General features: G+C 40.0%; 18 protein-coding genes. All 18 read left to right on the top strand.

The features are described from left to right. The first annotated feature begins 24 nt into the window (after positions 1-24). Positions 25-912, top strand: coding sequence for a DNA-processing protein DprA (gene dprA, locus J4G36_RS07555; protein WP_210469418.1), 888 nt, complete (start codon positions 25-27; stop codon positions 910-912). Between the two features lie 113 nt (positions 913-1,025). Beyond that, on the top strand, positions 1,026-3,101 hold the full coding sequence (gene topA, locus J4G36_RS07550) for a type I DNA topoisomerase (protein WP_210469417.1): 2,076 nt from the start codon (positions 1,026-1,028) through the stop codon (positions 3,099-3,101). Positions 3,102-3,415: 314 nt separating this feature from the next. Further along, the gene (xerC, locus tag J4G36_RS07545) at positions 3,416-4,315 is read left to right on the top strand and encodes a tyrosine recombinase XerC (protein WP_210469416.1); all 900 of its coding nucleotides are present in this window, start codon (positions 3,416-3,418) and stop codon (positions 4,313-4,315) included. Between the two features lie 14 nt (positions 4,316-4,329). Beyond that, positions 4,330-4,869, top strand: a complete 540-nt coding sequence (hslV, locus tag J4G36_RS07540) for an ATP-dependent protease subunit HslV (RefSeq protein ID WP_210469415.1) — start codon at positions 4,330-4,332, stop codon at positions 4,867-4,869. Then, positions 4,869-6,272 carry an ATP-dependent protease ATPase subunit HslU gene (gene hslU, locus J4G36_RS07535; protein WP_210469414.1) on the top strand — a complete coding sequence of 468 codons (1,404 nt, stop codon included), beginning with the start codon at positions 4,869-4,871 and terminating at the stop codon, positions 6,270-6,272. The genes hslV and hslU overlap by 1 nt, the downstream gene beginning before the upstream one ends. 87 nt (positions 6,273-6,359) lie before the next feature. Further along, a complete protein-coding gene (codY, locus tag J4G36_RS07530) occupies positions 6,360-7,136 on the top strand; it encodes a GTP-sensing pleiotropic transcriptional regulator CodY (RefSeq protein ID WP_210469413.1) in 777 nt (258 codons plus the stop codon). A 226-nt stretch (positions 7,137-7,362) separates the two neighbouring features. Then, positions 7,363-8,097: a 30S ribosomal protein S2 gene (rpsB, locus tag J4G36_RS07525; protein ID WP_210469412.1), complete on the top strand. Its 735-nt coding sequence runs from the start codon at positions 7,363-7,365 to the stop codon at positions 8,095-8,097. A gap of 177 nt (positions 8,098-8,274) precedes the next feature. Beyond that, complete coding sequence (gene tsf / locus J4G36_RS07520; protein WP_210469411.1) at positions 8,275-9,165, top strand: translation elongation factor Ts; 891 nt, start codon at positions 8,275-8,277, stop codon at positions 9,163-9,165. 128 nt (positions 9,166-9,293) lie between these two features. Continuing rightward, a complete protein-coding gene (pyrH, locus tag J4G36_RS07515; RefSeq protein WP_210469410.1) occupies positions 9,294-10,019 on the top strand; it encodes a UMP kinase in 726 nt (241 codons plus the stop codon). After that, positions 10,019-10,576, top strand: a complete 558-nt coding sequence (gene frr / locus J4G36_RS07510) for a ribosome recycling factor (RefSeq protein ID WP_210469409.1) — start codon at positions 10,019-10,021, stop codon at positions 10,574-10,576. The genes pyrH and frr overlap by 1 nt, the downstream gene beginning before the upstream one ends. Positions 10,577-10,870: 294 nt before the next feature. Next, entirely contained in the window at positions 10,871-11,665 is a 795-nt protein-coding gene (locus J4G36_RS07505) for an undecaprenyl pyrophosphate synthase (RefSeq protein WP_210469408.1), read from the top strand. Continuing rightward, on the top strand, positions 11,662-12,456 hold the full coding sequence (locus J4G36_RS07500) for a phosphatidate cytidylyltransferase (protein ID WP_210469407.1): 795 nt from the start codon (positions 11,662-11,664) through the stop codon (positions 12,454-12,456). The genes J4G36_RS07505 and J4G36_RS07500 overlap by 4 nt, the downstream gene beginning before the upstream one ends. 16 nt (positions 12,457-12,472) lie before the next feature. Then, positions 12,473-13,621: a 1-deoxy-D-xylulose-5-phosphate reductoisomerase gene (locus tag J4G36_RS07495; RefSeq protein WP_210469406.1), complete on the top strand. Its 1,149-nt coding sequence runs from the start codon at positions 12,473-12,475 to the stop codon at positions 13,619-13,621. Between the two features lie 85 nt (positions 13,622-13,706). Then, the gene (gene rseP / locus J4G36_RS07490) at positions 13,707-14,966 is read left to right on the top strand and encodes an RIP metalloprotease RseP (RefSeq protein WP_210469405.1); all 1,260 of its coding nucleotides are present in this window, start codon (positions 13,707-13,709) and stop codon (positions 14,964-14,966) included. Between the two features lie 48 nt (positions 14,967-15,014). Continuing rightward, positions 15,015-16,721: a proline--tRNA ligase gene (locus J4G36_RS07485; protein WP_210469404.1), complete on the top strand. Its 1,707-nt coding sequence runs from the start codon at positions 15,015-15,017 to the stop codon at positions 16,719-16,721. Positions 16,722-16,789: 68 nt separating this feature from the next. After that, positions 16,790-21,118: a PolC-type DNA polymerase III gene (locus J4G36_RS07480; RefSeq protein WP_210469403.1), complete on the top strand. Its 4,329-nt coding sequence runs from the start codon at positions 16,790-16,792 to the stop codon at positions 21,116-21,118. Positions 21,119-21,361: 243 nt separating this feature from the next. Beyond that, positions 21,362-21,838 (top strand): ribosome maturation factor RimP, encoded by a 477-nt coding sequence (gene rimP / locus J4G36_RS07475; RefSeq protein ID WP_210469402.1) that lies wholly within the window; start codon positions 21,362-21,364, stop codon positions 21,836-21,838. Between the two features lie 22 nt (positions 21,839-21,860). Continuing rightward, the gene (gene nusA / locus J4G36_RS07470; RefSeq protein WP_210469401.1) at positions 21,861-23,009 is read left to right on the top strand and encodes a transcription termination factor NusA; all 1,149 of its coding nucleotides are present in this window, start codon (positions 21,861-21,863) and stop codon (positions 23,007-23,009) included. Positions 23,010-23,021: the final 12 nt, after the last annotated feature.

The following is a 23,021-nucleotide window of genomic DNA, read 5'->3' as shown; positions in this document are numbered from 1 at the left end:
AGTTATTAATTGGGAGGCGTGCGAGTGAAATTAACAGATGGAGAAAAAAGGTTATTGGCATTGCATTATCTCTTTCCAGTTCCGAAAAATCGATTGAATGCTTTATATGAGATTGACCCCAATCTTGAAAAACTTCATACATATTCGGCGGAACGACTGGCATTCTTACTCCGGATAAAGATTGAAAAAGCGGTCTACTTAAAGGAAAATTTCCTGAAAAACGTCTCTACTCCCTATGATTTACTTTATAAACAGCATGGAATAACCCCAATTCCTTTCACACATTCCTTATACCCGAAAACATTATTAGAATTGATAGATCCCCCGACTATATTGTATACAAAAGGCGACATATCGATATTGGCTGAAAGGTTCAAGGTGGCTATTATCGGGTCTCGTAAAGCAACCGTTTATTCGAAAAATGCGATATCACTCATCGTTCCACCGCTAGTGGCGAATCGTACTGTTATTGTGTCTGGACTTGCAAAAGGTGCAGATGCGATGGCTCACAAAGCTGCAATTTTTTATGGCGGAAAGACGATTGCTGTACTCGGGCATGGATTATTTCATCTATATCCATATGAAAATAAAGAATTGGCGAATGAAATTAGTAAAAATCATCTACTTATTTCAGAATATCCTTCATACGTTAAACCAGAAAAATGGACATTCCCAATGCGAAACCGTATCATTAGTGGTTTGTCGGATGCAGTCATTGTAACTGAATCCGCAAGTAAGAGCGGAACGATGAGTACAGTTGAACATGCGCTTGACCATGGGAAACACATTTTTGCAGTGCCAGGGTCTGTCATGTCAAGCCTTTCAGAAGGCCCCAATATGCTGATTGATGAAGGTGCAAGGCCATTGTGGAATGGTTTTCAAGTCGTTAGTTCGCTACTTAATCAAACTTAACAAACAAGAAATTATACTGGATAATTTGCTTTTATTTGAAATCTAGTATACATTTTGCAACAGATATTCTATTGTGGAATAAATACAAAACCTCTATAAGGGGGAAAAATTATATGGCAGATTATTTAGTAATAGTAGAATCCCCAGCTAAAGCTAAAACGATTGAACGCTATCTAGGGAAAAAATATAAAGTTAGAGCATCACTAGGTCATTTGAGAGATCTTCCAAAAAGTCAAATGGGTGTCGATACCGAAAATAATTATGAACCGAAATATATTACGATTCGTGGTAAAGGCCCAATCCTGCAAGAATTAAAGAAAGATGCAAAAAAAGTCAAGAAAATTTATCTCGCGGCTGACCCCGACAGAGAAGGGGAAGCGATTGCCTGGCACTTAGCACATCAACTTGGTGTGGACATTGAATCAGAGTGTCGAGTCGTTTTCAACGAAATAACGAAGGATGCGATTAAGGCTTCATTTAAAAACCCGCGTCCAATAGATATGGATTTAGTCGATTCACAACAAGCGCGAAGAATTTTAGATCGTCTGGTAGGCTATAATATCAGTCCGATACTTTGGAAAAAAGTGAAGAAAGGGCTTTCAGCCGGCCGTGTTCAGTCGGTTGCACTTCGCTTAATCATTGACCGGGAAAATGAAATCAATGTGTTTGAACCAGTAGAATACTGGAGCATTTCTGGTCAATTCGGAAAAGGCAAATCAGTATTCGAGGCAGCTTTCTTTGGAGATGCGAAGAAAAAACTTGAGCTATCCAACAAAGAAGAAGTTGACAAGGTACTAGGAAAGATTGAAGGAGATAGTTTTGAAGTTGCAGATGTTGTAAAAAGAGAACGTAGGCGTAATCCAGCATTACCATTCACGACATCCTCTTTGCAACAAGAAGCAGCGCGAAAACTAAATTTCCGGGCACGTAAAACAATGATGATTGCACAGCAATTATACGAGGGTATAAAAATTGGCAAAGAAGGAAACGTCGGGTTAATCACATATATGAGAACAGATTCTTCTCGGATTGCAGACAGTGCTGTTGAAGAGGCGAAATCATTCATTGAAACCACATATGGAAATGAATATCTAGCAACAGCTAAAGCCGCCGCTAAAAAGACTAAGTCGAACACACAAGATGCTCACGAAGCAATACGTCCTACTTCTGTAATGCGTCCGCCGGCAGCGATGAAGGCGTACTTAACGAGGGACCAGCTACGTTTATACAAGTTGATTTGGGAACGTCTAGTCGCGAGTCAAATGGCGCCAGCAGTTCTTGATACAGTGAGGGTGGACTTAGTAAACGGTGATGTTCGTTTTCGTGCCACTGGATCCCAAGTGAAGTTTGAAGGATTTATGAAAGTGTATGTCGAAGGCGATGACGATAAAAAGGAAGAGAAAGACAGGATATTGCCTCCGCTTGAAAAAGGTGATCATATAAAATATGAAGAGATTGAGCCGACTCAGCACTTTACGCAGCCGCCTCCGAGGTATACAGAGGCCCGTCTCGTCCGTACATTAGAAGAGTTGGGAATAGGTCGACCATCGACATTTGCGCCAACACTTGATACGTTACAAAGACGTGGATATGTTACACTAGATGCGAAACGCTTTATACCGACTGAACTCGGTGGCATTGTGCATAATGCTGTAAACGAATTTTTCCCGGATATTATTGATGTTGAGTTTACTGCGGAAATGGAGAAAGAACTTGATGATGTTGAAGAAGGAAATAAGAAATGGGTTAACGTAATCGACAAATTTTATAAAGACTTTGAAAAACATGTTCAGTTTGCGGATGCTGAAATGGAAAAAATCGAAATTAAAGATGAACCTGCAGGTGAAGATTGCGAGAAATGCGGCGAGCCGATGGTTTATAAACTTGGTCGATATGGAAAGTTTATGGCCTGTTCTGGTTTTCCGGATTGTCGGAATACAAAAGCCATTATGAAACCAATCGGGGTTCCGTGTCCTACCTGTAAAGAGGGTCAAGTTGTCGAACGGAGAAGTAAAACCAGACGTATTTTTTATGGTTGCGACCGCTATCCGGAATGCGAATATGTATCATGGGATAAGCCGGTTGCCAGACCTTGTCCAAAATGTGACAATACGCTAATCGAAAAGAAATCCAAAAAAGGTGTTAACATACAGTGTACTGAATGCGAGTATAAAGAGGATTTACAATAGGAATCTTGCAAAATGTGAGGGGCGCCTGCTCCTCTTTTTTGTGCGAAGGATTAAAGGCATTCGACAATAAACGACAATCTAGTAAGTGTTATAGTTGATGAATTATAGACATCTATTGTATAGTAGGCAATGGACACTTCCGAATTTAGAAATTAGTCCGCATCTTGCCAATTGGGGGATAATTCTCATTACTGTTTCGTAGCTGACCAATAAAACAAACGATGAAAAATTTTCCCAAAAGTCAAGCAAATTATTATTCATTTTAATTATTAATTTGTTATACTAGAATAGGTTTGCATCGAGGGGGCCATTGCATGTCAGTCCAACCTTCAACTGTTCTTGATGAATATATTACGTACGTTATGTTAGAACGGAATTATTCATCACACACAGTAACAGAATATACAAAAGATATCGAAGAGTTTTTTTCATTCATCATTGTTGAAGGCATTGAAGATTTAAACGATGTCACGTACTCAGAAGCGAGACTTTATGTAACGACACTTTATGACAAGGGTTTATCCAGAGCAACAATCTCGAGGAAAATATCTTCTGTTCGTTCTTTTTATAAATTTGCGAACACTAGACACGGGATTGTTGATAATGCATTTAAATCTCTCTATCATCCAAAAAAACAAGAGCGACTTCCAGCCTTTTTTTACGAAGATGAAATGAAACACTTATTTGCTGCTTGCGAAGGCAGTGATAATAAATCCTTAAGGGATCATGCATTATTAGAAATGCTATATGCAACTGGAATAAGAGTAAGCGAGCTAACTTCAATTCAATTAAGCGACATTGATACGCACCTAGGTATTGTACTAGTAATGGGGAAGGGTAAGAAAGAACGTTATATCCCCTTCGGTAGTTTTGCGGAAGATGCAATTAATGCCTATATCGAAATCAGTCGCCCGAAATTGATGAAAAAGAAAGATCATAATACTTTGTTTGTAAATTTACGTGGTGATCCTCTTACGGGTCGCGGCGTGCGCTATATTTTAACTTCGCTTATGGAACGTGCTTCCCTTCACTCTAAAATATACCCGCATATGATACGACATACTTTTGCAACTCATTTATTATCAAATGGTGCTGATATGCGTTCGGTACAGGAATTACTGGGGCATTCTCATCTTTCTTCAACTCAGGTATATACACATATAACGAAGGAACATTTACGGAAGACGTATATGAATACGCATCCGAGAGCATAGGGAGGATGGTTTTTATGGAATTCCATGCAACGACGATATTTGCTATTCGCCATGACGGTGCATGCGCCATGTCAGGTGATGGCCAAGTTACAGTCGGCAACGCGGTTGTTATGAAACATACCGCAAAAAAAGTGCGCAGAATTTTTGGTGGGCAGGTCCTTGCAGGTTTTGCCGGATCAGTTGCTGACGCTTTCACTTTATTCGATTTATTTGAAGGGAAACTAACCGAGTACAATGGCAATCTCCAACGTGCCGCTGTAGAGCTTGCCAAACAATGGCGAGGCGATCGGATGCTTCGTAAACTCGAAGCAATGTTACTCGTGATGAATAAGGATGAACTGCTTCTTGTCTCAGGTACAGGAGAAGTTATTGAACCTGATGACGGTATTCTAGCTATTGGTTCGGGTGGACATTATGCGCTTGCTGCAGGCCGAGCACTGAAAAAGTATAGTGGAGATTCTTTGTCGGCTGAACAAATTGCCAAAGCTTCACTGGAAACAGCTGCCGAAATTTGCGTCTTTACAAATGACCAGATTATTGTGGAGGTACTTTAATGACGAAAAGAGAAGAATTAACGCCAAAAGAACTTACCGCACATTTAGATCGTTATATTATTGGACAGGATAATGCCAAACGTGCGGTAGCGGTAGCGATTCGAAATCGATTTAGACGAAGCCTTCTTACTGAAGAAGAAAAAAATGAAATTATACCTAAAAACATTCTGATGATTGGTCCAACTGGAGTAGGGAAAACTGAAATTGCAAGAAGAATTGCCAAGTTGGTAAATGCACCTTTTTTAAAAGTGGAAGCAACAAAGTTTACAGAAGTCGGTTATGTTGGTCGTGACGTTGAGTCAATGGTTAGAGATTTAACGGAGGCCGGTATACGAATTGTTCGTGCCGAGAAGCGCGAAGAAGTCAGGGAACAAGCAACAAAGCTGGCGAATGAAAGACTGATTAAACTCATCGTCCCTAGTAAAAAGAAACAAAGCAGCGGACAAAACCCATTTGAAATGCTCTTTGGTCAAAAGCCAGAAGTTGAGGAGCATGACGGTGAAAAAGAAGCTGAGGTAAAACAAAAGCGCGCTGACATTGCAAAAAGTTTATTAGCGGGTGAACTTGAAGAAGAGACAGTGACAATCGAGGTTACTGAGCAACAGCCATCGCTTTACGATGCGTTCCAAGGGTCGGGAATGGAGCAAATGGGTGCGAATATGCAAGACGCGCTTTCTTCCCTAATGCCTAAAAAGAAAACGGTTCGTAAAATGAAAGTGAAAGATGCACGTCTTGTACTTGAATCGGAAGAAGCAGATAAGCTAATCGACCACGATGAAATCGCAAGAAATGCAATCGAGTTAACCGAGCAATCGGGTATCATATTTCTTGATGAAATGGACAAGATAGCAAGGAGCGAAGGTAGCGGCGGCTCGTCAGCCGATGTGTCGCGTGAAGGCGTCCAACGCGATATCTTGCCAATTGTAGAAGGCTCTACCGTTTCGACGAAATACGGTGCGGTGAAAACGGATTTTATTTTATTCATCGCGGCAGGTGCTTTTCATATCTCGAAGCCTTCTGATATTATCCCCGAACTCCAAGGTCGTTTTCCGATACGAGTTGAACTAGATAAATTATCGAAAAATGATTTTGAACGCATATTGAAGGAACCGGACTTCTCATTGATACGTCAATATGAAAAGTTATTGGAAACAGAAGGTGTCATATTAGACTTTACGGAAGAAGCGGTTAGCAAAATTGCGGAAATTGCATTTGAAGTAAATGATAACACTGAAAATATCGGTGCAAGACGTCTGCATACGATTTTAGAAAAGCTGCTTGAAGAAGTTTCATATGAAGCGGCTGACATCGGTCCTTCAACGATAAAAATAACGCCGAAATATGTCGAAGAAAAGCTACAAGAAATTGCAAAGAACAAAGATTTGTCACAATATATTTTATAAATGAGTCAAATCGCTTTATTTAATGATTGAAAACCTTTAGAATATTCCATAAATGCATCAGCATTATACTTAGGAGGAAGAATGAAAATGTCACTATTATTAAAAACACGTAAGATTAACGCAATGCTACAAGAGTCAGGTGGAGAAGCAGTCAACTTTAAGGAAATGGCTGAAAAGCTTAGTCAAGTTATTGAATGTAACGCATTCATCGTTAGCAGAAAAGGGAAATTACTTGGATTTGAAATTCATCAACAAATTGAAAACGAGCGCATGAAAGATATGTTTGAAAGCCGTCAATTCCCTGAAGAATATACGAAAAAACTTTTCGAAGTAAACGAAACTTCTTCGAACTTGGATATTGAAAGTGCATATACTGTATTCCCAATAGAGAACAAAGAACTGTTCAGTGAAGGTTTAACAACAATCGTTCCTATTGTTGGCGGAGGAGAGCGCTTAGGTACGCTTATCCTTGCTAGAATGACGCAAGAATTCCAAGATGAAGATCTAATTCTTGCTGAATACGGCGCAACTGTTGTAGGCATGGAAATTTTACGCGAGAAAACTGAAGTAATTGAAGTTGAAGCACGTAGTAAAGCTGTTGTTCAAATGGCGATCAACTCACTATCTTACAGTGAACACGAAGCGATTGAGCATATCTTTAAAGAGCTAGACGGTGAAGAAGGTCTACTAGTAGCTTCGAAAATTGCTGACCGTGTAGGAATTACACGTTCGGTTATTGTTAACGCACTTCGTAAACTTGAAAGTGCTGGCGTTATTGAATCCCGTTCACTAGGAATGAAAGGAACTTATATTAAAGTTCTTAACAATAAATTCCTTGCAGAGTTAGAAAAACAAAAAAACTAATGACAACAATTTAAAAAAGCCTTCCTTCCTTGGGTCGATGAAGGGAGGAAAGCTTTTTTATTTTGATTATAGAATTAAATAAACGATTGTTGCATTGTCCAAATCAATATGTTATATTAGCAAATGGTATTACTACACACGTGCATGGACTTTGGAATGGTGCCGAAAGGTTGTTCCACTGGATGATTTGCGCGGAGGAATTTAAACCAAAACAGGAGGAATAGAAATGGCAGTAGTCTCAATGAAGCAATTACTAGAAGCAGGTGTTCATTTCGGACACCAAACTCGTCGTTGGAACCCAAAAATGAAGAAGTTCATTTTTGTAGAACGTAACGGCATTTACATTATCGATCTTCAAAAAACGGTGAAAATGCTTGAAGAAGCATACGCATATATGCGTCAAGTTGGTGAAGATGGTGGGAAAGTACTTTTTGTGGGTACGAAGAAACAAGCACAAGATGCAATTAAAGAAGAAGCAGAACGTTCAGGAATGTATTACATCAACCAACGTTGGCTTGGTGGTACACTAACTAACTTCGCTACAATTCAAAAGAGCGTAGCGCGTATGAAGAAAATCGAGCGTATGGAAGAAGACGGTACGTTTGAAGTCCTACCTAAAAAAGAAGTTGTTCAATTAAATAAAGAACACGAAAGACTAGAAAAATTCCTTGGTGGAATTAGAGATATGAAATCACTACCAGATGTTATGTTTGTTGTTGACCCGCGTAAAGAACGCATCGCGGTTGCGGAAGCAATTAAGTTGAACATTCCTATCGTTGGAATTGTTGATACAAACTGTGACCCTGACGAAATTGATTATATTATTCCAGCGAATGATGATGCAATTCGTGCAGTACGTCTACTAACGAGCAAAATGGCTGATGCTTTGATTGAATCAAGACAAGGCGAAGACGAAGCTCCAGCTGAAGAAAACTCAGAAGAGACAGTAACTGTAGAGTAATTTTTCGAAGCAGGCGATAAGCTAACCCCTTATCGTCTTTTTTAGGAATTGGCCCACAATAACAGGTAGTATTGCGGAAAAAACAATTCCACGCTAATGGTTCAACTAATGCCATTGGGGGAGAATCCCCAATGGTTGAAGTTTCATTTTACGACACATTATTGGAGGATGGGAAAAATGACAGTAAAAATTACAGCTCAAATGGTTAAAGAATTACGTGAAAAAACAGGTGCAGGTATGATGGACTGCAAAAAAGCACTAACTGAGGTAAACGGAGATATGGAAGCAGCAATCGATTTTCTACGTGAAAAAGGATTATCAAGCGCTGCGTCAAAAGCTGACCGCATTGCTGCAGAAGGGACTGCATCTATTCATATCAATGGAAATGAAGCCGTTATTCTTGAAGTAAATGCTGAAACAGACTTCGTTGTTAAAAACGAATCTTTCCAATTGTTAGTGCAAGAGCTATCTGAAAAACTTATTGAAGCTAAACCAGCTACAATTGAAGAAGCACATGAATTGAAATTAGAAAATGGGTTAACTGTTGCAGAACACATTTCTAATGCAGTTGCTAAAATTGGTGAAAAAATTACACTTCGCCGTTTTGAGATCCGTACAAAAACAGACAATGATGCATTTGGTCCATACCTCCACATGGGTGGTTCAATAGCTGTACTTGTAGTTCTTGAAGGTTCAACGAACGAAGAAGCAGCTAAAGATGTTGCAATGCACATCGCTGCACTAAACCCGAAATACATTTCACGCGACGAAGTTCCAGCTGATGAAGTTGAGCGCGAGAAGAAAATCCTTACCGAGCAAGCATTAAACGAAGGTAAACCTGAAAACATTGTTGCTAAAATGGTTGAAGGCCGTATCGGTAAATATTTCGAAGAAATTTGCTTGCTTGATCAAGCGTTTGTAAAAGACTCTGATCAAAAAGTAAAAGCGTTCGTTAAATCAACGGGTGGAACATTAAAAGATTTCGTTCGTTATGCAGTTGGCGAAGGAATCGAAAAGCGCGAAGAAAACTTTGCTGACGAAGTAATGAGTCAAGTACAAGGTAAATAAGCAGATAGGAAGAATGTATTTCAATTCTTCTCTGGAAGAATGTATTTCAATTCTGCGTTATAAATGAATGGGGAACACACAAGTGGTGTTCCCTCTTTTTCAAGAAAACTGATTAAACGGAGGTACTTATGAGCATCCCAAAATATAAACGTATTGTTTTGAAGTTAAGCGGTGAGGCACTTGCAGGTGAGAAAGGCTTCGGTCTATCCCCGGAGGTTATCAAAAACGTTGCTAAACAGGTACAAGAAGTTGCTGAGCTTGGTGTTGAAGTTGCGGTAGTTGTTGGCGGTGGAAACATTTGGCGCGGCAAGGTCGGAAGTGAAATGGGAATGGATCGTGCAACAGCCGACTATATGGGTATGCTCGCAACAGTTATGAATTCTCTAGCCCTTCAAGATTCCCTCGAACAACTAGGAGTACAAAGTCGTGTATCTTCTTCTATTGAAATGAGACAAGTCGCTGAACCATACATACGTAGAAAAGCAATTAGACATCTAGAAAAGAAACGCGTTGTAATATTTGCAGCAGGTACAGGCAATCCTTACTTCTCAACAGACACAACAGCAGCGCTTCGTGCGGCGGAAATTGAAGCTGACGTTATTTTAATGGCGAAAAATAATGTTGACGGCGTTTATTCTGCTGATCCTTTACTCGATAAAAATGCAATTAAGTATACCGAATTATCCTATATAGACGTCATTAGTCAAGGCCTTGAAGTAATGGATTCAACAGCTTCAACCCTATGTATGGACAATGATATACCACTCGTTGTATTCTCAATTATGGAGAATGGAAATATAAAGAGAGCCGTACTCGGTGAACCCATCGGGACGGTCGTCAGGAGGAATTTGTAATGGCGAACGCAGTTTTGAACCAAGCGAAAGAAAGAATGGATAATGCAATTGGAGCGTTTTCAAGAGAATTAGCTTCAATCCGTGCAGGGCGCGCTAATGCTTCACTGCTTGACAGAATCACAGTCGATTATTACGGAGCACCGACTCCGCTTAATCAAATGGCAGGTATTTCTGTGCCAGAAGCACGTCTACTTGCAATACAACCCTATGACAAAACAACCCTTGGGGATATTGAAAAAGCAATCATGAAATCGGATATCGGAATTACGCCATCTAATGATGGAACGATTATTCGTCTTGCGATCCCTGCATTAACAGAAGAGCGTCGAAAAGATATTGTTAAGACTGTTAAAAAAGAAGCAGAAGAATCTAAAGTGGTAATTCGAAATGTTCGTCGAGATGCAAATGAAGAATTTAGAAAACTTGAGAAAAATGCTGAAATAACAGAAGATGAACTTCACCGCAATGGTGATGAAATCCAAAAATTAACGGATTCTTATATTAAAAAAATTGACGATCTCGCAAAAGCTAAAGAAGATGAAATCATGGAAATCTGAAGCAGTGAAACTAGTTCAATGGCGGCTTAACCTTCATTGATGTTAGTTGAGCAATTCGGGCATTGACGTGCTGTTCATCGCCATTAATTTTTGTGGTTTTCCTGAAACCTTTAAGTGTTGGGGTGGGCTTACGGCTCGTTAATGCGGGATAGAAGAACTTTCTATTTTCTAAGACGTCCTTATTTCAGGGCGTCTTTTTTACATCTATCAAGAATTCAATAATGTATTTGATACGGATTTTTGGTAGTATAGAATTAGCTTGCTCTGAAATGGTAGTGGAGTGGAGGAAAAATTATGCTAGGAAAGCTCATACGAAAAAAAAATGTGGAGACCGAGCCCTTAATTTCGGTAGAATTAGAAAGTGTTAAAAGTAAGCATATCCCTGCTCATGTGGCAATAATTATGGATGGTAATGGCAGATGGGCAAAAAAGCGTAATTTACCTAGAATTGCTGGTCACCACGAAGGCATGAAAACGGTTCGGAAAATTACACGTGTTGCAAATGATATAGGGATTAAGGTACTTACACTTTATGCATTTTCAACTGAAAATTGGAAACGCCCAAAACTAGAAATTGATTTTCTAATGAAACTTCCCGGAGAGTTCTTAAGTACTTACCTCCCTGAGCTAATCGAGCAAAACGTAAGAGTTGAAATGATTGGTAATTTTGATGTTTTACCTGAACATACAAAAAATGCTATCCAACGGGCAATCGATGAAACAGCTGAAAACGATGGGATGACATTAAACTTTGCGATGAATTATGGAAGTCGCCTTGAACTAATTCAATGTATGCAAGAAATTGCTAAACTCGCAACAGAAGGTAAAATTGAATTAGAGGATATTGATGAGACATTAATAGGCAACAATTTAATGACCGCTCATTTACCAGAGCCAGACTTACTAATCCGCACCAGCGGGGAAGTCCGTTTGTCGAATTTTATGTTGTGGCAACTTGCTTATGCCGAGTTTTCATTTACAGACGTCTTATGGCCTGATTTTGATGAACTGTGCATGATAAATGAGATCAAGGAATTCCAATCTCGAAATAGACGTTTTGGGAGTGTAAATGAGGAGGGTGACGCTTGAAACAAAGAATTATAACAGCAATAATCGCATTAGCATTTTTCACTCCATTCGTAATAATAGGTGGATGGCCATTCACGCTTGTAATATACGCAATTGCAACGATTGGTTTATATGAAATATTACGAATGAGGAATATTAAACTTGTGTCCATTCCTGGGGTATTAACCTGGGTTGCACTTGCAGTTTTATTAATCCCTTCGGCTTATGAACAACAATTTTACGATACAGTAGGCTATACCAAAATTGAACTAGCTTTTGCAGTCACATTACTTCTATTAATTCATACGGTCATCGTAAAAAATCGTTTTACATTTGACCACGCTGCTTTTTCAATACTTGGAGCATTGTACATTGGTATCGGATTTTACTATTTTATCGAAACTCGACTCTTTGGAATTGAATATGTACTTTATGCACTTATTGTAATTTGGACGACAGATACAGGTGCCTATTTTGTTGGGCGAAAAATTGGGAACTTGAAGTTATGGCCGGATATATCACCTAATAAAACAATTGAAGGATTTTTGGGCGGAATCATCGCCGCAATAATTTCAGCATGTATTTTCCATTACTTCATTCCGATTGCATCATCATATTGGATATTGATCGTGGTTACCCTTATCGCATCTATGGTAGGTCAGCTAGGTGATCTAGTTGAATCAGCTATTAAAAGAAATTATAATGTAAAGGATTCAGGAAGTCTTCTTCCGGGGCACGGAGGAATTCTTGATAGATTTGACAGTCTCCTTTTTGTTTTACCGCTGCTCCATTTTCTTCAATTCGTAGCATAACGGAAAGGGTGACATTATGAGGAAGAAAATTAGCTTGTTAGGAGCTACTGGCTCCATTGGCGTCCAAACAATTGATATAATAAAATCGAATCCCGAGAAATTTGAACTTGTATCATTTTCGGCGGGCATGAATATCGACAAGGTGCGGGAGTACGCTACTTTATTTCAACCGCAAACAATATCGGTCATTCAACGTGAGGATGCAGAACTTCTGAAAACCGAATTCCCTTCGATTGATTTCGTTCATGGGAAAGAAGGACTTACCGAAGTTGCTGCCCATACTGGTGCAGATGTTTTAGTTAATGCTGTAATTGGCAGTGTCGGACTTAAACCGACCATCGAAGCCATTCGTTCGAAGATTAATATCGCAATTGCAAATAAAGAGACGCTGGTGGCCGCAGGCGAACTGGTTTTAGAGGAAGCGCGGAAAAAAGATGTGCAACTTCTACCAGTTGATAGCGAACACTCGGCACTCTTTCAAGCTTTAAATGGTGAAAACCTTAAAACTGTCTCTAGACTCATTTTGACAGCATCTGGAGGAAGTTTTAGGGATTTGACACGGGATGAGTTAACAGAGGTTACCGTGGAACAAGCTCTTGCACATCCGAATTGGTCGATGGGCAATAAACTTACAATTGATTCGGCCACTATGATGAATAAAGGACTTGAAGTGATTGAGGCGCATCATTTATTCGGTGTTCCTTATGAACAAATCGATGTTCTTCTGCATCGTGAAAGTATCATACATTCATTAGTTGAATTTGAAGATACGAGTGTCATGGCTCAACTAGGATCAACTGATATGAGAGTCCCTATCCAATATGCATTGACATATCCTGATCGAATCCCAATGCAAAATGCAAAACCGTTGCGCCTCGAGGAAATTGGAAAGCTTCATTTTGAGAAGCTTGACCATACTCGCTATAAGGCGCTTGCACTTGCTTATGCAGCGGGTAAAGAAGGTGGCACGATGCCGGCAGCGATGAATGCTGCCAATGAAGTAGCTGTGAGTTTATTCATGCAAGGTAAAATAGGGTTTCTTGAAATCGACAATATCGTCGAACGTGTAATGGAAGCACACAAGACAATTTCAAAACCAAATCTTGAAATGATTTCCGAAATTGATTCGCACACTCGAAAAATAGTGTATGCTATGTTAGATTAACTAATTCTACAAAGTAATATCACGCGAAAACGTGAGTGAAAATGTTTTTTATATCCGGCCAATAGGCCAGTGAAGGTGGTTTTGTATGGAGACCGTAATTGCTTTTGTAATCGTATTTGGATCTCTCGTTTTTTTCCATGAGTTAGGGCACTTTCTGTTCGCAAAAAGGGCCGGGATAATGGTTCGTGAATTTGCAATTGGATTTGGACCGAAAATTATCGGGATTACCAAAGGGGAAACATTATACACAATCCGTTTACTACCATTTGGCGGATATGTTCGCATGGCCGGAGAAGATTTTGATACAGTTGAACTTCAGCCGGGTTACCGAGTAGGAGTTTACATCGGCGATTCTGGTGAGGTCGAAAAAATCTACTTAAATCAAAATGTAGCAAATCCGAATATTCAATTCTTAGAAACAGAGTCATCTGATTTTGATAAAGAACTTTTCATTGAAGGGTACGATGAGGACGGCGAACTCGTTCGATATAATATATCCAGAACAGCTGTCATAATTGAAAAAGGTCAAAAAACGCTTATCGCGCCTTATGACAGACAGTTTGAATCTAAATCTGTCGGAAGTCGTACGATGACAATTTTTGCAGGACCACTCTTCAACTTTATTCTTGCATTCTTCATTTTTATGGCCATAGGGCTTTTACAAGGCGTACCTACAATGGAACCGATAATAACGGAAGTTCAAACGACAGGTTCGGCTTATGAAGCTGGCATGCAGAATGGCGATCTGATAAAAAAGGTTGATAATAAAGATATTACGACTTGGACTGAATTCGCTGAAATTATTCAGGAAAGCCCGGGCGAAATGTTGTCGTTTACAGTAGAACGTAATGATTCACTAGTCGAATTACAAGTGGTTCCGGATACATTAAAAGAAGCCGGCCGCGAATTTGGTCAAATCGGAGTTCTATATTCAAGTCCTATTGAAAAAAACGCATTGAAATCAGTGGCATTCGGGGCTGAACAGACTTGGTCATGGTTCACGAAAATCCTTGAACTACTTGGAATGCTCGTAACAGGGAAGTTTACGATTGATGCACTATCAGGCCCGGTCGGTATATATAAAGCGACTGAGGAAGTGGCAAAGTACGGCGTATTCAACTTGATGAACTGGGCAGCGATCTTAAGTATAAACCTGGGTATTATGAATCTGCTTCCGTTGCCAGCACTTGATGGTGGTCGTTTATTATTCTTTTTATTCGAAGCAGTCCGTGGAAAACCAGTCGATAAACAAAAAGAAGGAATGGTCCATTTTGTCGGGATTATTCTATTAATGCTCTTGATGCTTGTCGTTACTTGGAATGATATTCAACGCTTTTTCTTTTAACAAAAATATAGAAGTTCTTGCTCGAAAAACAAACTATGGGGTGAAATGATGAAACAATCTTTAACGTTTATTCCTACAATGCGTGAAACACCATCGGATGCAGAAATTAGATCTCACCAACTCCTATTGCGTGCAGGTTTCATTCGTCAAACGACGAGTGGCATCTATTCCTATTTACCTTTAGGTAAAAAAGTTTTAGCGAAAATCGAGAAGATTGTTCGTGAAGAAATGGAAGCAATTGATGCGGTCGAGGTGCTAATGCCTGCTATGCAACATGCAGAACTTTGGCAAGAATCCGACAGGTGGTACAACTACGGTCCCGAATTATTTCGTTTAAAAGACCGTCATAATAGAGAGTTTGCACTTGGGGCAACTCATGAAGAAGTTATCACGGCACTAGTACGTGATGAGTTGAAGTCCTATAAGCAGCTACCATTAACGATGTATCAAATTCAGACAAAATTCAGGGATGAACAACGTCCTCGTTTTGGATTGCTTCGTGGTCGGGAATTCATCATGAAAGACGCGTACTCTTTCCACGCATCTGAAGAAAGCCTCGATGAGAAATATCAAGATATGAAGCAAGCCTATACAAATATCTTTACAAGACTTGGCCTAAATTTCCGATCTGTAATTGCGGATGCAGGAGCAATCGGCGGGACGGGTACACACGAATTCATGGCGCTTTCTGAAATTGGTGAAGATACAATTGCGTATAGCAATACTTCTCAATATGCGGCTAATGTTGAGATGGCGGAAGTACTAAATGACTACGCTAAATCTGATGAACCGTTAAAAGAAGTAGAGAAAGTATCAACGCCAGATATGCGAACAATTGATGAAGTTGCTTCGTTTTTAAATGTCGAAGCAAGCAAAGTTATTAAAACACTTGTGTTTAATATAGACGGTGAACTAGTCGTTGTACTAGGGCGAGGCGATCACGAAATTAACGATATTAAATTGAAAAATGCGCTTGATGCGACTTCGGTTGAATTTGCTTATGAAGGTGATATTTACGAGTTGCTCTCATGTGAAGTCGGTTCGATTGGTCCTGTTAAACTACCAGTTGGCGTTAAAGTAATTGCAGATAACGCGGTTGCGGCAATTGTCAATGCTGTAACAGGTGCAAACGAAGATGGATATCATTTAATAAATGTGAATCCTGAACGTGATTTTGCAGTCGATAAATATCTAGACCTACGGTTTATCGAAGAAGGAGATCCATCGCCGGATGGTGAAGGAACTGTTAAATTTGCTAAAGGTATCGAAGTCGGACATATATTCAAACTAGGAACAACTTATAGTGAGCCGATGGGCGGAACTTACCTTGATGACAACGGTAGAACGAAACCATATATTATGGGTTGCTACGGAATTGGCGTTTCACGAATTATGGCAGCAGTTGCTGAACAATTCAATGATGAAAACGGTTTGAAATGGCCGAAACACCTCGCGCCATTCGACATCCATCTCGTGCCAATCAATTTGAATAATGAAGATCAGAAAGAAGTCGCGAATAATTTATACAAGCTCCTTAAGTCGTATAAGTTTGACGTCTTGTATGATGATCGCTCGGTTCGCGCGGGTGTGAAATTTACTGATTCAGACCTTATCGGTTTACCAATTCGGATTACAATCGGCAAGAAAGCCGCTGAAGGTATTGTTGAAGTAAAATTCCGCGAATCAGGTGAGTCAACAGAATGGCATGTTGAAGAAATCACTGAAAAGCTCCAAGAGTTTTTCGGAGCCGAATAAAACAGTAGAGGGAAGACCGTTGTCGGTGCTTCCTTCTTTTTTACTGATTAGTAAGGGGGAAGACATTTATGGGCGAATTACTTGATCAAAAAATGAAGTTGCAACTTTTATTAAAACAAATCGATATGACTGATGATGAATATACTCGACACTTTGAAAATGCATTATTACAACGCGTAAGCATTCACCGTAAATCGAAAGTCTGGCAATTTAATCTCCAATTAGCTAATCCACTACCAGTCGATGTGTATACAGTTTTTTCCCAGCGAATCAATCAAGCGTTTTCTGCAATAGCAAAAATCAGACTCCAAATTACAAGTCAAAACACGATTTCCGATGAACAATTAATCGCAAGCTATTGGCCATTCGTTATTGAAGAGCTACAAGATATGTCGCCGCCAATTCGTGAAAGGTTGACGAGTCAGAAACCAGCCGTAATGGGCGGGAAAATGACACTTATATGCGTCAATGACATGGAGCTTCAAACGATGAAAGGAAAGTATGCGCCTCTAATTTCTGACGCATATACAAAGTTTGGATTCTCCCAACCGATAATTGATTTTCAATTAACCGAAAACACGAACGAGGCGGAAGAAGCGCACCAAGCATTCCTCAAACAACGTCAACTAGAAGAAGAGGAAATGGGAAGACAAGCACTTGCCGACATGCAAAAACGCGAACAAAATCGCAAGGAAAACGGCGATGCACCGTCCGGTCCGTTCCAATTAGGTACGCCAATTAAAAATAATGAACCGATAATGGAAATCCGTAATATTCAGGATGAGGAACGCAGCGTTATTATTGAAGGTTATGTGTTCGATACCGAGGTTCGTGAACTCAGAAGCGGTAGATCACTCCTTACGATTAAAATAACCGATTATACAGACTCCATCATCGTTAAAATGTTTTCGCGAAATGAAGAAGATGGCCTGCTCATGTCGAATTTAAAGAAAGGCTCCTGGGTTCGTGCACGAGGTGGAATCCAAAACGATACATTTGTTCGAGATCTAATCATGATGGCACAATCCATAATGGAAGTATCCCCCATTATTCGCCAGGACAAAGCGCCAGAAAACCGAAAGCGAATTGAACTGCATGCGCATACGACGATGAGTCAAATGGATGCAGTTGTTACACCGTCTGCACTAGTTGAACAAGCGGCAAAATGGGGACATCCAGCCATAGCAATAACAGATCATGCAAACGTCCAATCTTATCCGGATGCATATTCAGCCGGAAAAAAACATGGCATAAAAGTTCTATTCGGAATGGAAATTAACCTTGTCAACGACGGTGTTCCGATTGCATACGGCGAGCAACACCGTAAACTCGAAGATGATACATACGTCGTTTTTGACGTGGAAACGACAGGCTTATCGGCAGTTTACAACACAATCATTGAGCTTGCCGGCGTTAAGATAAAGAATGGTGAAGTGATAGATACGTTCGAACGATTTGCCAATCCGCATCAACCAATATCCGCTTTAATAACAAACCTCACGGGAATTACGGATGATATGGTGAAGGATGCACCTGATGTTTCAGAAGTTGTCACCGACTTTACTGAATGGATTGGTGATTCAATACTTGTTGCGCATAATGCATCGTTTGATATGGGGTTCTTGTATGAGGCATCTAAAAATGCTGATTTGCCTTCTGTTACGTATCCAGTAATCGACACGCTTGAACTTGCTCGTCTTCTCCATCCAGAAATGGGGAATCATCGACTGAATACACTTGCGAAGAAATATAATATCGAATTAACGCAACATCACCGTGCAATTTACGATGCTGAAGCTACAGGACATTTATTCCTCAGACTTCTGGCAGATGCGCAAGAAGAAAAAGGAATTACTTACTTGGATGATTTCAACAAGCATATCGGCGGTGGCGATACGTACAAACGTGCACGACCATCGCATTGTACGATTCTTGCAACGGATGATGAAGGTTTAAAGAACCTATTTAAACTTGTTTCACATTCGCATATGGATTACTTTTTCCGTGTTCCGCGAGTTCCAAGATCCCTCCTGGTTAAACACCGAAAAGGTCTTTTAGTCGGTTCGGGTTGTTCAAATGGGGAAGTATTTCAAGGGCTAATGCAAAAATCTCCTGATGAAGTTGAAGAAATTGCAAAGTTTTACGATTATCTTGAAATACATCCGAAAGCCGTTTATTCACACCTGATCGATATGGAACTAATTCGTGATGAATGGAATATGGAAGATATTATGCGTAAGTTATTGAAACTTGGTAAAGCAGTTAATCTACCTGTTTGTGCGACAGGTAATGTCCATTATTTAGATGAAAATGATGCGATGTTCCGTAAAGTTCTAGTTCGTTCACAGGGCGGCGCAAATCCGTTGAACCGTCATTCGTTACCTGCCGTCCATTTTAGAACGACAGATGAGATGTTGGCTGAATTCGCTTTTCTAGGCGAACATATTGCAGAAGAAATCGTAATTGACAATCCACGTAAGATAATGGAAAGAATCGGCGATGTTAAACCGATTAAAGATGATTTATATACACCTAAAATTGAAGGTGCAGAAGACGAAGTCAAAGATTTAAGTTATTCCATGGCTCATGAACTATATGGCGAAGATTTACCGGAGATTGTCGTAGAGCGATTGGAAAAGGAACTTACCTCTATTATTGGAAATGGTTTTTCTGTTGTCTATTTAATCTCTCATAAGTTGGTTAAACGTTCTCTCGATGACGGTTATCTAGTTGGTTCCCGTGGGTCAGTAGGCTCGTCATTTGTTGCAACGATGATGGAAATTACGGAAGTGAATCCACTGCCGCCACATTATGTGTGTCCTGATTGTAAAAAGGCAGAATGGTTCACAGATGGATCTGTCGGTTCTGGATATGATCTACCGGATAAAAATTGTGCTGATTGTGATGTACCGCTTAGTAAGGATGGGCAAGATATTCCATTTGAAACATTCCTAGGATTTGAAGGGGATAAAGTTCCAGATATTGACCTGAACTTTAGTGGAGATTATCAAGCGAACGCGCATAACTATACGAAAGAACTCTTTGGAGAAGACTTCGTATACCGGGCAGGGACAATTGGAACGGTCGCTGAACGGACGGCATACGGCTATGTTAGGGGCTATATGAATGATAATGGACTTCATTTGCGCGGCGCTGAAATTGACCGCCTCGTTATCGGATGTTCCGGCGTAAAACGAAATACCGGTCAGCATCCAGGTGGAATTATAGTTGTTCCGGATACGATGGATATACACGACTTTACACCGATTCAATATCCAGCGAACGACTTGAACTCTTTATGGAAAACGACGCACTTTGACTTCCATTCAATAGAAAACAACCTGTTGAAGCTCGATATTCTAGGTCACGATGACCCAACTATGATAAAAATGCTGGAAGATTTATCTGGTATCGATCCGCTATCAATTCCGCCTGATGATGAAGGCGTCATGAAATTATTTAGCGGAACCGAATCACTCGGTGTTACACCTGAGCAAATCGGATGTAAAACAGGAACGCTTGGCGTGCCTGAATTCGGTACGCGCTTTGTCCGTCAAATGCTAGAAGAAACAAAGCCGTCGACATTTTCGGAACTCATTCAGATTTCCGGATTATCGCATGGTACGGATGTTTGGCTAGGAAATGCACAAGAATTAATAAAGAATAAAACCTGTGAGTTATCGGAGGTTATTGGTTGTCGAGATGATATTATGGTGTATTTAATGCACCAAGGTCTAAAACCATCTATGGCATTTAGTATCATGGAGTCCGTTCGACGAGGACGAGGACTTACACCGGAGTTCGAAGATGAGATGCGCTCACAAGGCGTACCGGCTTGGTATATTGACTCCTGTAAAAAAATTAAATACATGTTCCCGAAGGCGCATGCCGCGGCCTATGTATTAATGGCACTTCGAATTGCATATTTTAAAGTGCACCATCCAATCTTTTATTACTCGGCATACTTTTCGGTAAGAGCTGCTGATTTCGATTTATTAACAATGACAAAAGGATCAGCGTCTATCCGGGCACAAATACAGGAAATAAATGCGAAAGGGTTGGAGGCATCGCCAAAAGAGAGGAATTTATTGACGGTGCTTGAGATATCTCTAGAAATGTATGAGCGTGGATTTTCAATTAGTAAACCTGATTTGTATAAATCAGATGCTTCTACTTTCATCATTGATGGCGATTCACTCATTCCACCGTTCAATTCGATTCCATCACTTGGGACGAACGTCGCGAAAACGATTGTTGAAGCACGAAAAGATGGCGAGTTCTTGTCAAAAGAGGATTTACAGCAACGTGGCCGTGTTTCCAAAACGGTTATTGAGTATATGGATTCACTTAATTGTCTTGAAGGTTTGCCTGAAGCTAACCAGCTATCGTTGTTCTGACCGCATTGTTTGCAACACCCAATTGCCTATGTTATAGTTAATACAACTTTTGTAATAGTCTTGCGCAGAGAGTGGGATTTCCCGCTCTTTTCTGTTGTTCAGTAGTTTTTTAGCATCATTTCGCAACTTCGAAATGAGGTTAAAGCATTGGAAGAATGCCAAAGATATTGAATAAGGAAAGTTAATTTGAAATCCAGACGCAAACATTTCAAGGCTGATTAATGTGATTATGGGAGGGATAAAATGAGTAAAATTACGGAAATAGTCGAAGAGCTCGTTCATCCAATTGTAGCTGATTTAGGACTGGAGCTTGTCGATGTAGAATTTGTGAAGGAAGGACAAGATTGGTTCCTACGCGTTTATGTTGACACACCAGAAGGTGACATCGACATTGATCAATGTGCGCTCGTAAGTGAACAATTAAGCGAGGAGCTTGACCGTACCGACCCAATTACACAAAACTATTTTCTGGAAGTTTCATCTCCAGGAGCTGAACGACCATTAAAAAAAGATGAAGATTTTGAAAATGCGATTGGACAATACGTATACATTAAAACATATGCACCAATTGATGGCATGAAAGAATTTGAAGGTTATTTGTTGGCATATGGTCCAGACGGAGCAGAGGTTGAAATACGTATTAAAACTAGAAAAGTTACTGTTTTAATTGAAAAAACGAAAATTGCAGTTGCACGTTTGGCAATTGACTTTTCCGCATAAATGATAATAGGAGTGATGAGAAATGAGTAGTGATCTACTCGATGCATTAACAGCTCTTGAACAACAAAAAGGAATTTCAAGAGACGTATTGCTGGAAGCGATTGAAGCGGCGCTTGTAACTGCATATAAAAGAAACTTTAATCAAGCTCAAAATGTTCGGGTTGACTTGAATTCTGATATCGGTTCAATGAAGGTATATGCACGAAAAGATGTTGTAGAAGAAGTTGAAGATGATCGTCTTCAAATTTCGATAGAGGATGCACATCTTATCAATCCTGCATATGAAATCGGGGATGTTTTTGAAGAAGAAGTTACACCAAAAGATTTTGGACGAATTGCAGCGCAAACGGCAAAGCAAGTTGTAACGCAACGAGTTCGCGAGGCAGAGCGCGGCATGATATATGATGAATATGTAGATCGTGAAGATGATATCGTGAATGGTATTGTAGAACGACTCGATGCGCGTAATATTTATGTGGGTCTAGGAAAAGTTGAAGCGGTATTGCCGTCTGGAGAACAAATCCAAGCTGAATCCTACAAACCGCATGATCGTATTAAAGTATATATTACAAAAGTTGAAAAAACGTCACGAGGACCGCAAGTATTCGTTTCAAGAACGCATCCGGGACTCCTCCGTAGATTGTTTGAACTTGAAGTGCCTGAAATCTATGAAGGCATCGTTGAAATTAAAACAATTGCTCGTGAAGCAGGCGACCGTTCGAAAATATCAGTCTTTACAAACCAGGCTGAAGTGGATCCGATTGGTTCATGTGTCGGTTCTAGGGGTGCTCGTGTACAATCAATCTCTACGGAATTAAATGGCGAGAAAATTGATATAGTAGAATGGTCAGAGGATCCAGTCGTTTTTGTTGCGAATGCATTGAATCCATCCAAAGTACTGGATGTTCAGGTGAATGAAGAAGAGCGGTCAACGACAGTAATTGTACCTGACTATCAGTTATCACTTGCTATCGGAAAGCGCGGACAAAATGCGAGACTTGCTGCTAAATTGACAGGATGGAAAATCGATATTAAAAGTGAAGAAAGTGCGCGCGAACTTGGAATTTATCCGCCAAGTGATAAAGCGGGCGAAGTTGACGCATACTTTGAAGAAGAAGATTATGCTAATCATGATGAACCAATTGATTTATATAAAGAAGACGAAGACTGAGAAGAAAGGATG

The sequence above is a fragment of the Sporosarcina sp. 6E9 genome (genome assembly GCF_017921835.1).
Classification (GTDB): domain Bacteria; phylum Bacillota; class Bacilli; order Bacillales_A; family Planococcaceae; genus Sporosarcina.
This window is presented reverse-complemented; position numbering and strand designations above follow the sequence as displayed.

What these genes read in the sequence shown, in the direction of transcription:
- topA (WP_210469417.1), top strand. Translation starts at nt 1,026, where the DNA reads ATGGCAGATTATTTAGTAATAGTAGAATCCCCAGCTAAAGCTAAAACG.
- xerC (WP_210469416.1), top strand. Translation starts at nt 3,416, where the DNA reads ATGTCAGTCCAACCTTCAACTGTTCTTGATGAATATATTACGTACGTT.
- hslV (WP_210469415.1), top strand. Translation starts at nt 4,330, where the DNA reads ATGGAATTCCATGCAACGACGATATTTGCTATTCGCCATGACGGTGCA.
- hslU (WP_210469414.1), top strand. Translation starts at nt 4,869, where the DNA reads ATGACGAAAAGAGAAGAATTAACGCCAAAAGAACTTACCGCACATTTA.
- codY (WP_210469413.1), top strand. Translation starts at nt 6,360, where the DNA reads ATGTCACTATTATTAAAAACACGTAAGATTAACGCAATGCTACAAGAG.
- rpsB (WP_210469412.1), top strand. Translation starts at nt 7,363, where the DNA reads ATGGCAGTAGTCTCAATGAAGCAATTACTAGAAGCAGGTGTTCATTTC.
- tsf (WP_210469411.1), top strand. Translation starts at nt 8,275, where the DNA reads ATGACAGTAAAAATTACAGCTCAAATGGTTAAAGAATTACGTGAAAAA.
- pyrH (WP_210469410.1), top strand. Translation starts at nt 9,294, where the DNA reads ATGAGCATCCCAAAATATAAACGTATTGTTTTGAAGTTAAGCGGTGAG.
- frr (WP_210469409.1), top strand. Translation starts at nt 10,019, where the DNA reads ATGGCGAACGCAGTTTTGAACCAAGCGAAAGAAAGAATGGATAATGCA.
- J4G36_RS07505 (WP_210469408.1), top strand. Translation starts at nt 10,871, where the DNA reads ATGCTAGGAAAGCTCATACGAAAAAAAAATGTGGAGACCGAGCCCTTA.
- J4G36_RS07495 (WP_210469406.1), top strand. Translation starts at nt 12,473, where the DNA reads ATGAGGAAGAAAATTAGCTTGTTAGGAGCTACTGGCTCCATTGGCGTC.
- rseP (WP_210469405.1), top strand. Translation starts at nt 13,707, where the DNA reads ATGGAGACCGTAATTGCTTTTGTAATCGTATTTGGATCTCTCGTTTTT.
- J4G36_RS07485 (WP_210469404.1), top strand. Translation starts at nt 15,015, where the DNA reads ATGAAACAATCTTTAACGTTTATTCCTACAATGCGTGAAACACCATCG.
- J4G36_RS07480 (WP_210469403.1), top strand. Translation starts at nt 16,790, where the DNA reads ATGGGCGAATTACTTGATCAAAAAATGAAGTTGCAACTTTTATTAAAA.
- rimP (WP_210469402.1), top strand. Translation starts at nt 21,362, where the DNA reads ATGAGTAAAATTACGGAAATAGTCGAAGAGCTCGTTCATCCAATTGTA.
- nusA (WP_210469401.1), top strand. Translation starts at nt 21,861, where the DNA reads ATGAGTAGTGATCTACTCGATGCATTAACAGCTCTTGAACAACAAAAA.